Source organism: Streptomyces sparsus (assembly GCF_054776295.1).
In genome coordinates, this window is record NZ_BAAHCA010000067.1 from 1 (window position 1) to 11876 (window position 11876).

Sequence of the window (11876 nt, forward strand, 5' to 3'; positions counted from 1 at the left end):
GCCGCCGCCCCCGGCCGGCCCGGACTCGGACGCGTCAACCCGGTCGGGCTGGCGCCACCCGTCGGCTTCTCGCACGCCGTCAGCGCCACCGGCTCCCGCCTGGTGCTGCTGGCCGGCCAGACCGCGCTGGACAGCACCGGTCAGCTGGTGGGGGAGGACCTCCCCGCCCAGTTCAGCCGGGCACTGGAGAACCTGCTGACCGCTCTCCGCGCCGCGGGCGGCACCGCCGAGCACCTCGCCAGGGTCACCGTCTACGCCACGGACGTCGCCGACTACCGCGCCCATTCGCGGGAGCTGGGCCGCATCTGGCAGGGGCTGGCCGGACGCCGCTACCCGGCCATGGCGCTCATCGGCGTGGTCCGCCTGTGGGACGACAACGCCCTGGTGGAACTGGACGGCATCGCCGTTCTTCCGTAACCACCCGGCCCCCACACCGGCCGTCTCCGGCGCCCCCGCCCTCGCCGCTCGGTGAAGGCGGGGGAAACAACTCCTGATCCTGTTGTCGGCGAGAGGTGAAATCTGTTTCGGTCGCAGTAGACATGTCCGGCTGCCCCGGATAGGGTTTCTTTCGCGGTCACCAGAACGGTCGCGTTCTCGAAGAACACCGAGAACGGCACCGCCCCGGCGCCGCAGCAGAAAGCAGTAACCGCCCACGACGTTGAGGAAGAGGAGCAGCACCATCAGGATCGCCCGAACGCGGAACTGATCCGCACGGGTACCGCAGGCCCCGAACGGAAGGTGGTCCCCGGTCACGCAGCAGCGATCCCCGCAGTGTCCGCCCCACCGGGCGGCCGAGCGGAAACAGCACGGCGCGAGGCGCCGGTAGATGGTGTTCGACCCCTCGGGGCCCCGGTGCCGTACGGCGCCGGGTCCCCTCGACGCGTCCCAGCAGAGGTGACAGTGCCCCCCAGGACCCAGCAGCAGGCCGTCGACCGCTTCGACGACGACGACTACCCCGCCTACACCATGGGCCGGGCCGCCGAGATGATCGGTGCCACGCCCGCCTTTCTCCGGGCCATCGGGGAGGCCCGTCTCATCACCCCGCTGCGGTCCGAGGGCGGCCACCGCCGCTACTCCCGCTACCAGCTCCGCGTCGCCGCCCGGGCCCGCGAGCTCGTGGACGCCGGCACACCCATCGACGCGGCCTGCCGCATCGTCATCCTGGAGGACCAGCTCGAAGACGCCTTGCGACTCAACGAGGAGCTTCGCCGCCCGGTCGCGGACGCCGGCTCCTGAGCCGGGCGGCGCGCGACACGCCGACAGGCGGACCGTTCCTGCTGTGTCGCCTCGACGGACACGGCGCCACGCCCCAGCGTGTCGTGACGCGTGAGACGCGCGCTGCCGTCCCGAGGAGAGCCCCCCTCACCCCGTGGAATCCCGCTGCCGCCCGGCCTGTGCCGGCCCGAGGCCCCTGTGAGCTGTCGTCGGCGGCGTCGCATATCTGTCTCCGCAGTAGTAGAAATCAGTGCAATGGGCGAACAGGGTTTTTGTTCCGGCGGGTGACGTGAGGAAGCCCACCGCGCTTGCCCGGCTCCATCGTGCTACTGTCGATCTCAGTTGCAGTTGTGGTTCCCAAAGACTTCAAGTGCTCGCACCGGTTATCCATTCCGGTGAGTGCACTTTTGTATTTCCGGTACTTGTTTCCGGATGGGGCAATCATCGCGGCGACGCGGGGTCCGCACAGTGCGGGCTCCGGGCACTGCCCCGAAGGAGATTTTGTTATGGCTACAGGTACCGTGAAGTGGTTCAACGCGGAAAAGGGCTTCGGCTTCATCGAGCAGGACGGTGGCGGCGCTGACGTCTTCGCCCACTACTCGAACATCGCCGCCCAGGGCTTCCGTGAGCTCCAGGAAGGCCAGAAGGTCAACTTCGACGTCACGCAGGGCCAGAAGGGCCCGCAGGCCGAGAACATCACGCCTGCCTGACGCTGACGCGTTCTGACAGCAGCTGGGGCCCGCACCTTGGGTGCGGGCCCCAGCTCGCTGCTTTTTGCGCTGCGTCCGGCAGCCGACCCCGCGGGTGGTCCGCCGGTGGCGTCTTCGCCGCCCGGCACCCGCGGTCGCGGGCCGGAGGAGACCTCCGACCCGTCCGCACGACCCGGCACTCTCGGCCGCCCTTCATCGCGGCCGGTGCTGTTTCCCTTCGAAGCACACGGGCCCGAAAAGTGGCCCGACTTCGTTATTCGTTTCTTCGGCTCGTTCTTGCGACTCCTCATGCGGCTTCCCGCCGCCGAGTGCTCCTCGATACGTGCCGCATCGAGGAAAGGTTCTGCATGAACCGCACCACTCGCACGAACGACCGTTTCTCCCGCAGCCGCTCGGGCGGCTCCGCCGGCTCCGGCCGCAGCCGTTTCGGCTCGCAGTCCCAGGGCCGCTCCGGCGCCCCCGGCCGTTCCGGCTCCGGTCGCTCCGGCGGCGGCTACGGACGCCGTCCGGCCGCTCCGCAGGGTGAGTTCGCCCTGCCGGTGACCACCACGCCGGCGCTCGACCCGGTCGCGGCCTTCGCCGACCTCGACATGCCGGTCGCGCTGATGAAGACGCTGACCGGTCTCGGCATGATCGAGCCGTTCCCGATCCAGGCCGCCACGCTGCCGAACTCGCTGGCCGGCCGGGACGTCCTGGGCCGCGGCCGCACCGGTTCCGGCAAGACGCTGGCCTTCGGCCTCGCCCTGCTGGCCCGCGTCGCCGGGCAGCGCGCCGAGCCGCGCCAGCCGCTCGGCCTGGTGCTGGTCCCCACCCGGGAACTCGCCCAGCAGGTCACCGACGCCCTCACCCCTTACGCCCGCGCGCTGCACCTCCGACTCACCACGGTCGTCGGCGGCATGTCCATCGGCCGGCAGGCCGGGGCGCTCCGCGGAGGCGCCGAGGTGGTCGTCGCCACCCCGGGCCGCCTCAAGGACCTCATCGACCGCGGTGACTGCCGGCTGAACCAGGTCGGCATCACGGTGCTCGACGAGGCCGACCAGATGGCCGACATGGGCTTCATGCCGCAGGTCACCGCGCTGCTCGACCAGGTGCGTCCCGAGGGTCAGCGCATGCTGTTCTCGGCCACCCTGGACCGCAACGTCGACCTGCTGGTCCGCCGCTACCTGACGGACCCCGTGGTGCACTCGGTGGACCCGTCGGCCGGCGCGGTCACCACGATGGAGCACCACCTGCTGCACGTCACGGCCGCCGACAAGCACGCCGCCACCGAGCGCATCGCGGCGCGCGACGGCCGGGTGATCATGTTCCTGGACACCAAGCACGCCGTGGACCGGCTCACCCGCGACCTGCTCAACAGCGGTGTCCGCGCGTCGGCGCTGCACGGCGGCAAGTCCCAGCCGCAGCGCACCCGGACGCTCGACCAGTTCAAGAACGGCCACGTCAACGTGCTGGTGGCGACGAACGTCGCGGCGCGCGGCATCCACGTCGACAATCTCGACCTGGTCGTCAACGTGGACCCGCCCAGTGACCACAAGGACTACCTGCACCGCGGCGGACGCACCGCCCGTGCGGGGGAGTCCGGCAGCGTCGTGACGCTGGTGCTGCCCAACCAGCGCCGCGACATGAGCCGCCTCATGGCCGCCGCGGGCATCACGCCCAGCAGCGCCCAGGTCCGTTCGGGTGAAGCCGAGCTGAGCCGCGTCACCGGCGCCCGCACCCCCTCGGGTGTGCCGGTGATCATCTCCTCGCCGGTGGCGGAGCGCCCCAAGCGCAGCGCCTCCTCCTCGCGCGGCCGTCGCAGCCGCCCCGCGCAGGCCCGTCGCCGTCCCACCACCAACGGCGCCTCCTGACGACCGGCTGACCCGGCCGCACGGGCGGCCGGGACCGCGAGTACGCACGACGAACGCCACGGGCTCCGGCCCGTGGCGTTTCTCGTGCGTCCGCAGGCACCGCGCCCTTCCCCGGCACTTCGGTCTCCGCCGGGGATGGAACCTTCCCCGTGCGGGCCCCGGACGTCACCAGGACGGCCGTGGGTGTGTACGGCGCCGCAGCGCCGCGGGCGGTGTGCCATCGGTCCGAGGTGGACCGGTGGCACACCGCCCGCGGTGGGGAGGGTCAGGCGGGATCCGTCACGCGTCGATGATCACGGGGATGATCATGGGCCGGCGGCGGTACGTGCGGTACGCCCAGTTGCCGACCGAGCGGACGATCAACTGCTCGAGCTGGACGGCGTCGCCCACGCCCTCCTCCGCGGCCTTCGCCAGCGTCTTCTCGATCACCGGGATGACCCCCGCGAAGGTGTCCTCGTCGTGGACGAAGCCGCGCGCCAGGAAGTCCGGCGGTTCCACGAGGGCGCCGGTGTCGGTGTCGACGATGGCGACGACCGTGATGACGCCCTCCTCGGCGAGGTTGCGGCGGTCCTTCAGGGAGGCCTCGGTGGCGCCTCCGACGGTCATGCCGTCGACGTAGACGTAACCCGCGGGCACCTTGCCGGTGATCGACGCGCGCCCGTCGACCAGGTCGACCACCACGCCGTCCTCGGCGAGCAGCACCTTGTCGGGGTCCACACCGGTACGGACGGCGAGGTCGCCGTTGGCCTGGAGGTGGCGCCACTCGCCGTGCACCGGCATGACGTGCCTGGGCCGGACGATGTTGTAGCAGTAGACGAGTTCACCCGCGCTGGCGTGGCCCGAGACGTGCACCTTGGCGTTGCCCTTGTGCACGACGTTCGCGCCCCATCGGGACAGCCCGTTGATCACCCGGTAGATGGCGTTCTCGTTGCCCGGGATCAGGGAGCTGGCCAGCAGGACGGTGTCGCCCTTGCCGATGCGGATCATGTGGTCGCGGTTGGCCATGCGGGACAGCGCCGCCATCGGCTCGCCCTGCGAGCCGGTGCAGACCAGGGCGACCTTCTTCTCGGCGAGCTTGTCCAGGGCCTTGGTGTCCACCACCAGCCCCTGCGGCACCTTCAGATAGCCCAGGTCACGCGCGATGCCCATGTTGCGCACCATGGACCTGCCGACGAAGGCGACCTTGCGGCCGTGCTCGTGGGCGGCGTCCAGCACCTGCTGGATGCGGTGCACATGGCTGGCGAAGCTGGACACGATCACGCGACGGGGAGCAGTGCGGAAGACCTGCTCGATGGCCGGCGTCAGCTCGCGCTCCGAGGTGGTGAAGCCGGGTACCTCCGCGTTGGTGGAGTCGGTCAGGAAGAGGTCGACGCCCTCCTCGCCGAGCCGTGCGAAGGCACGCAGGTCGGTGATGCGCTCGTCCAGCGGGAACTGGTCCATCTTGAAGTCGCCGGTGTGCAGTACCAGGCCGGCCGAGGTGCGCAGCGCGACGGCCAGACCGTCCGGAATGGAGTGGTTGACGGCGACGAACTCGCAGTCGAAGGGACCGAAGCCGCGCCGGTCGCCTTCCTTGACCTGGACCTTGCGCGGCTTGATGCCGTGCTCCTTGAGCTTGCCGTCCAGGAACGCCAGGGTCAGCTTCGAACCGACCACCGGGATGTCGGCCCGTTCCCGCAGCAGGTAGGGAACACCGCCGATGTGGTCCTCGTGCCCGTGGGTCAGGACCACGGCGACGACGTCGTCGAGCCGGTCCCGGATCGCGGTGAAGTCGGGGAGGATGACGTCCACCCCCGGCTGGTGCTCCTCGGGGAACAGCACGCCGCAGTCGACGATCAGAAGTTTGCCGGCGTGTTCGAAGACGGTCATGTTGCGACCGATCTCGCCCAGGCCGCCCAGCGGAATGACACGCAGCCCTCCGTCGGGCAGGCGAGGCGGCGGTCCGAGTGTGGGATGGGGATGACTCATGATCCGACGCTACCGGAGAGTGACACCCACCCCCCACTTCCCACCTGCACCGGGCGGCCTGGCGGACGTGGTATCGGGACCCCGCGGCCACGGAAACCCGGGAACACCTGTCGACGTCACACCCGGTCGTAGACCAGCAGGCCGTCCTCTCGCAGCCGGGCCCCGGGCGTGGGCGGGTGCTCGGTGAGTCGTCCGTCGTGCATCAGGTGCCGGACGGGCACGTCGCGCGCCAGGACGGCGAAGTCGGCGATGATCCGCCGGTGGCAGCGCCACCACACGGACTCGCTGCACATCACGGCCGTACGGGCCTCCGTCACCTGCCGCAGCAGCTCCGCCGTCGCCGCCAGGAAGTCGGGATGACGCGTGTGGCCGGCGTACCCGCGGAAGGAGGCGTTCTCCCAGAAGACGTCCGGAGAGTCCGGTGCCACCTGGCGGAATCCGCCCAGCCGCTTCTCCCACCGGTAGTCGAAGCCGGCCTCCGGCATCCAGGCCCGCAGCGCCTCCCGGCCGACGTCGGGGTTCCGCCGGCTCCCCGGAGCCGTCCGCACGTCCACCACGGCCGCCACGCCGCCGTCCCGCAACAGGTCCGTCAGCTGCTCACGCCCCGCGGTGCCGTGCCCCACCGTCACCAGGAACGGCGGATCCGGCACCGCCGAAGGGCGGGGGCGGGCGCCGGGGGTCACGGCAGTTTGGCGACGGTGAGCAGGACGGCGGCGTCCTCCAGGGCCTCCAGACTGTGCCGGGCCTGCGGAACGACCAGGTGGTCGCCGGTGGCGCCGTCCCACGACTCGTCGCCGCTGCGCAACCGCACCCGACCGTGCAGCACGATCAGCGTGGCCTCGCCGGGGTTCTCGTGCTCGCTCAGCGACGAGCCCGCCGTGAGTGCCACCAGCGTCTGGCGCAGCACGTTCCCCTGACCGCCGTAGACGGTGTCGGCGCTGCGGCCCGCCGAGGAGCCGGCCGCCCGCTGCAACTGTTCCTGTACGCGTGCGTCGAGAGATGACTTCTGCATGGCAGCCAGTGTGTCAGCAAGGCCACCGCCGCCCCGGTCACGGCGCGGCTCCCGGCGGACGGGTGCGACCCCCGCCCGACTCGGCTGCCGCGCGGACGTGTCGCTCGAAGGCTGGGGCACAGAACGCACGCCGTGACCGGACGGCGTTGCGGGGTCTCTGCGGCGGTTCACGGCTGGTGCGGGGGAGTGGGGCCCCGAGTCCGGGAGGGGGGCGCCCGGTCTGTGCCACGGGAGCCGCCCCTTTTTCCCGCGGCAGTGCTCTCCGAAACGCACTTCTTGTTCCGGTGAATAGCAAGAAGCGCGGCGCTGAAATCCGGGCCGGAAAGATTGCCGCCATATTCGGAATCTCATATTCCGCACAGGGAAAGTCGATGTGACGCCGGACACATGAGTGGGGTCTTGATCAAGCGGATCCGATGGTTCATATACTGAAGACACGCTCGGTGTCGCGGACTGCCGCCGCTTCGCCAGGTCCCAGACGAGGGGGAAGCTCATGCTGCTGCGCACGCTGGGCCAGAACGTCATGGCCTCTCCGGTCCTCACCTGACCGTCAAGGCAACTGCTCCTCATGATTTTTCGGCAGGTGTGAGCCTTCTCCTTCCTCGAGTGTTCCAGAGCATCGGAACCCGACCCCCCACCGTCGGACTACCACGAGGTTGATAGGTGAATCGTCGTACTTCCTTAAGAGACCGACACCTCAGACTAGGAAACGATCACTTGCGAATTCTCCAACTCGTGTCCCAGGGCTGCACCATGACACAGGTGGCCCGCCGCATGGAGATGAGCGACCGCACCCTGCGGCGCAAAGTCCGGTCGATATGCGACCGAGTCGACGTGCAGACCCCGATAGAGGCCGTGGTCTGGGCCGTGCGTCGAAGTATCATCTGAGCGGCGCAGCGGAGAAACCGCAGGAACGGTACAGCGCATGCAGCGGCGGTCGGCGACGGGGAAACCGTCGACGGCCGCCGCCTCGCATCCGGGCCCGGTGTGCGGTCGCATCGTCAGCGGTCGTGCCGCACGGCAGGCGGCGCACCCTCGTCGTCGGTGGCCGATGCCGGTCAATTCGTTGTCCGTCGGCCCCGCCCCGCGATAGAAAACGTCTGTGGCAGGCGAAACGATCACACACCCGCAGGGCCGGCCTTCCGCGTCGGCTGTCGACGGTCCCCTGGACGCATCGGTCGAACAGCTCCTGGTGCAGCTCCGGTTGGGTTCCCTGAGTGCTTCGGAGGTCTATTCCTATCCCGGCCGGAACGAGAACTGGTCCGGTGTCACGGACGCCGGACATTCGGTGTTCGTGAAACGACTGAAAGGGAGCCCTGAGGAATCCCTGAAGCGGTACCGCAGGATCGTGGCGTTCGAGCGTCTCGCCAACAGGGGGGCCCGCCCCTTTCCCCGTCCGGAATTCCTCGGCGGGGACGAGGAACACCGGCTGCTGGTGTTCCGGATGCTGGACGACATCAGGTCCGGCAGCGAACTCGCCGCGGAGAAGGAGTTCACCGAGGCCATGTCGGCGCAGGTGGGCCGGACACTGGCCACGCTGCACCGACTCCCGTTCCGGCCCGAGGACTTCCCCGAGCCGGACCCGCACCCGTTCCCGCCGGTCGACGACCTGCGGTCGCTGCCGCTGGAGATGTACGTCCACGCCACCGGGGCCTTCGTCCAGGCGTGGGGGCTGCTGCAACGTGACGCCGCACTGCTGGAGGAACTGGAGCGGCTGCGAGCGGCCGAGGCCCGGGTCGCCCGCGTCCCCGTCCACGGCGACCTGAGGCTGGATCAGTTCCTGCTCACCGACACCGCGCTCCACGTGAACGACTGGGAGGAGTTCCGCCTCGGGGACCCGGCACGCGACGTCGGGGCGTACGTCGGCGAATGGCTGCACCGCGCGGTGCTGCGGATACCCGCGCAGGAGACGGACGACGCGTTCTCGGCCGTGCTCACCCATGAGGAGGTCGTGGCGCGCGGCAGCGAGGAACTGGCCCGGGTGCTGCCGCTGATCTCCGCGTTCCACCGCGGTTACCGCGAGGGCGGCGGCCCCGACGACGACGGACTCGTGGTGCGTGCCACGTCCTACGCGGGTTGGCACCTGATCGACCGGCTGATCGCCTCGACCAGGGAGAGCGGCCGGCTGTCGGCCATCGTCCGGGCGGCGGCGGGCATCGGCAGGACCGCGTTGCTGGACCCGCGGAGCTTCGTCCGCACGGTCGGACTGGAGGAGGCCGCATGAGTACGCGCACTGAAGAGCCCGTCCCGTACGGGGAGCGGGTGGCGGAGCGGCCCGCCGCGACCGAGGCGCCCGCGCCGGTGCTGGCGGCCGGTCTCCGCCTGGCGCTGGAGGACGTACGCATCGCGCCGGACGGCCGCACGGCCCGGGTGCGGGACGACGAGGTGACCGCCGAGTCCCCGGCGGCGATGAGCTTCGCGCTCGCCCGCACGCTGTACGAGGTGCTGCACACCGGCCGCGGGGTCAAGGACCGCGAGTCGCCCAGGACCCTGCGCGCGCCCGACTACGAGGCGCGGCTGGCGAAGGCGACGCCGCATCCGGAGACGGTCGTCGCGGGGGTCCTCACCGACGGGCGCTCGGCCACCGGCAGGCGGGTCGTGGAGATCGACGGTCTGCGGGTGGGCGTCCCGGACTCGGTGACGCTGCGGGATACCGGGCGCACGGCGGGCGGCGCCGATGGCCCGGTGGTGCTCATGAACCTTCCGTCGGCCCGCCCGCTCGTCTCGCCGGGCTTCTTCCTCGTGGACAGCGGCACGGGTCGCACCGGCGGCGGCGATCTGCTGCGGCTCTACCTGCGGGTCGCCGACGCCGACGCGGCCCCGGAGCTGTGGCATGCCGTTCTGAGCGCGCTGGAGAGCCGCTCCGCCACCTACCGAGCGAAGATCATCTCCAACCCGGCGAGCCTGCCGCGCAACGACGGCATGGTCGTCTACCTGAGTTCCAGGTCCTGGGACGCCGTCGGCACGGTGACCGAGGAGGCCGTGGCCACCGGGCTGCCGGAGGGGCCCGCGCCCGCGTTCGCCCATGAGATCGCGCCCGGGGTGACGGCCGCGTGGGAGCCGAAGGACGACCGTACGGGCATGCGCGGACTGAGCTTCGGGGAACACCGGGCGCACGTGATCGCGCGGGCCTTCGTGGCCGCCGCCGAACAGCGGCGTGAGCGTCCGACGGCCGCCGAGCTGGCGGCGGCGTGCGTCGCGGCGAACGTGGACCCCGCCGACCCCGCCCGCAACCTCGACTCGGGCGACTGGCCTTGGCGCACGGCCCCCCGGCAGGCCTGAACCGCCGGACGCGCGAACGACGGTGCCCCGACCCGACCGCACCCCGCAGGAGGTCCAGCAGTATGGCCAGAGAAACACGTCCGGACGGCACCGACGAACTGCGTGTCTTCACCCAGCTCCTGGAGGGCCGGAAGGCCACCGTGGCCGCCGCGGTGGTGCTGAGTATCCTGTCCGCTGCCGCCACCCTCGTCCTTCCCCTCCAGGTCCGCGATCTGGTGGTGGCTCTGGCCGAGGACGAACGTCCCGTCCGGCCGCTGCTCACGATGGCGGGCCTCGCGGTGGGCGCCGGACTGTCGACGGCGCTCTCCAGCTATCTGCTCGCCCGTGCCGGTGAGGGGCTGGTCTCCGAGGCGCGCTTCCGCATCGTCTCGCACATCCTGACCCTGCCGCTGCGGTGGGTCCGGCGCGAAGGGGCCGGCAACCTGGTCGCGCGCGCCAACTCCGACAGCACGCAACTGCGGGCAGTGGTGGACGTCGGAGTGGCGCAGATACCGTCCTCGCTGTTCCTGACCGTCGGCACCCTGATCGCGATGGGGGTGCTGGACTGGGTCCTGCTGCTCGTCGTGCTCGTCACCTTCTCGGTCGCGGGCGCCGGTATCGCCCTGTGCATACGCTCGATCCGCACCGGCGTGGAGCGCCAGCAGAACGCCATCGGGGCCATGTCCCAGCAGGTGACGGCCGCCGTCCTCTCCCTGCCCACGGTCAAGGCGTTCCTCGCCGAACGCCAGGTGGCGTCCTCGCTCGGCCACAGCGTCGAGGACGCGCGCAGGGCGGCGGTGTCGGTCGCGCGGGTGACCGCCCTGGTCGGCCCCACCATGCAGTTCGGGCAGCAGCTGTCGATCATCGCGGTGATGGTCACCAGCGGAGCCCGACTGGCCTCCGGTGACCTGGGCATCGGTGAGTTCGCCGCCTTCATCGTCTACCTGCTGCAACTCGTCTCGCCGCTGACCATGCTGGTCTCCGGTGTGGCCCGGATGCAGAGCGGTCTGGCCGCGCGCGGACGGCTCAACAGCGTGCTCACCGTCGCCTCGGAGAGCTCCGGGGCGACCTCCCCCGTCGAGCCGTCGCCGACCGCGCCCGCGGTCGAGTTCGAGGACGTCACCTACACGGACGGCGGGCGCACCATCATCCACGAGGCCAGCTTCGCGGCCCCCGCACGGGGACTCACCGCCGTCGTCGGGCCGTCGGGCGCGGGGAAGACGACACTGCTCGCGCTCACCGAGCGCTTCCTCCTGCCGGACTCGGGCCGTATCTCCGTCTGCGGGCAGCCGGTCGAGCAGTGGCCCCTGCACCAGCTGCGCGGTGAGATCAGCTACGTCGACCAGAGCTTCACCCTGGTGGAGGGCACGGTGCGGCAGAACCTCCAGCTCGGTCAGGACCAGCACCTGCCGGACGCGGAGCTGTGGCGGGCGCTGGAGATGCTGGGGTTGCGTGATGCCGTCGAAGCGCTGCCGGACGGCCTCGACACCGAGCTGGGCCGGGCCGAGGACCTGTCGGGTGGCCAGCGGCAGCGGCTGGCGGCCGCCCGCGTCCTGCTGCGGGACACCCGTGTGGTCATCTTCGACGAACCGACCTCGCAGCTCGACAGCGAGAACGAGGAACGGCTGCGGGCGCTGATGCGCACCCTCGTCGCCGAGCGCGCGGTGATCGTGGTGGCGCACCGCATCTCCACGGTGCAGGACGCCGACCTGATCGTGGTCGTGGACGAGGGACACATCGTCGACCGGGGCACGCACGAGGAGTTGCTGGCGCGTTCCGCGCTCTACCAGGAGCTGGTGCACGGGCAGTCGTTGCGCGACCCGGCGGGGCGGGAGGCCGGTGTCGTTCCGTCGGACCGCGGCG

The 11876-nt window shown here is 70.9% G+C and carries 11 protein-coding genes; 8 read left to right on the forward strand and 3 right to left on the reverse strand.

The annotated features are described in order from the left end of the window. Positions 1-48: 48 nt before the first annotated feature. The 4 genes from ACYVE9_RS06630 to ACYVE9_RS06645 all read left to right on the forward strand — a co-directional run bounded on the left by ACYVE9_RS06630 (position 49) and on the right by ACYVE9_RS06645 (position 3775). Positions 49-417, forward strand: coding sequence for a RidA family protein (locus ACYVE9_RS06630; protein ID WP_461026793.1), 369 nt, complete (start codon positions 49-51; stop codon positions 415-417). A gap of 477 nt (positions 418-894) precedes the next feature. Next, positions 895-1236: a MerR family transcriptional regulator gene (locus ACYVE9_RS06635; RefSeq protein WP_461026784.1), complete on the forward strand. Its 342-nt coding sequence runs from the start codon at positions 895-897 to the stop codon at positions 1234-1236. A gap of 485 nt (positions 1237-1721) precedes the next feature. Beyond that, a complete protein-coding gene (locus ACYVE9_RS06640; RefSeq protein WP_069572018.1) occupies positions 1722-1925 on the forward strand; it encodes a cold-shock protein in 204 nt (67 codons plus the stop codon). A gap of 347 nt (positions 1926-2272) precedes the next feature. Continuing rightward, a complete protein-coding gene (locus ACYVE9_RS06645; protein ID WP_461026785.1) occupies positions 2273-3775 on the forward strand; it encodes a DEAD/DEAH box helicase in 1503 nt (500 codons plus the stop codon). Positions 3776-4054: 279 nt separating this feature from the next. Here the strand turns inward: ACYVE9_RS06645 and ACYVE9_RS06650 are convergent, their stop codons facing one another. The 3 genes from ACYVE9_RS06650 to ACYVE9_RS06660 form a co-directional block, all read right to left on the reverse strand. Beyond that, positions 4055-5740, reverse strand: a complete 1686-nt coding sequence (locus ACYVE9_RS06650) for a ribonuclease J (RefSeq protein ID WP_461026786.1) — start codon at positions 5738-5740, stop codon at positions 4055-4057. Positions 5741-5856: 116 nt separating this feature from the next. Beyond that, the gene (locus tag ACYVE9_RS06655; protein WP_461026787.1) at positions 5857-6390 is read right to left on the reverse strand and encodes a DUF488 domain-containing protein; all 534 of its coding nucleotides are present in this window, start codon (positions 6388-6390) and stop codon (positions 5857-5859) included. 29 nt (positions 6391-6419) lie between these two features. Further along, the gene (locus ACYVE9_RS06660; RefSeq protein ID WP_461026788.1) at positions 6420-6752 is read right to left on the reverse strand and encodes a cupin domain-containing protein; all 333 of its coding nucleotides are present in this window, start codon (positions 6750-6752) and stop codon (positions 6420-6422) included. Positions 6753-7469: 717 nt separating this feature from the next. Here ACYVE9_RS06660 and ACYVE9_RS06665 point away from each other — a divergent pair. From ACYVE9_RS06665 to ACYVE9_RS06680, 4 genes are all read left to right on the forward strand, one after another. Beyond that, on the forward strand, positions 7470-7640 hold the full coding sequence (locus ACYVE9_RS06665) for a helix-turn-helix domain-containing protein (protein ID WP_461026789.1): 171 nt from the start codon (positions 7470-7472) through the stop codon (positions 7638-7640). A gap of 214 nt (positions 7641-7854) precedes the next feature. Then, positions 7855-8976 carry a class V lanthionine synthetase subunit LxmK gene (gene lxmK, locus ACYVE9_RS06670; protein WP_461026790.1) on the forward strand — a complete coding sequence of 374 codons (1122 nt, stop codon included), beginning with the start codon at positions 7855-7857 and terminating at the stop codon, positions 8974-8976. Continuing rightward, positions 8973-10034, forward strand: coding sequence for a T3SS effector HopA1 family protein (locus tag ACYVE9_RS06675; RefSeq protein WP_461026791.1), 1062 nt, complete (start codon positions 8973-8975; stop codon positions 10032-10034). The genes lxmK and ACYVE9_RS06675 overlap by 4 nt, the downstream gene beginning before the upstream one ends. A gap of 62 nt (positions 10035-10096) precedes the next feature. Beyond that, positions 10097-11876 (forward strand): ABC transporter ATP-binding protein (locus tag ACYVE9_RS06680; protein ID WP_461026792.1); only part of this gene is annotated, 1780 nt, incomplete at its 3' end.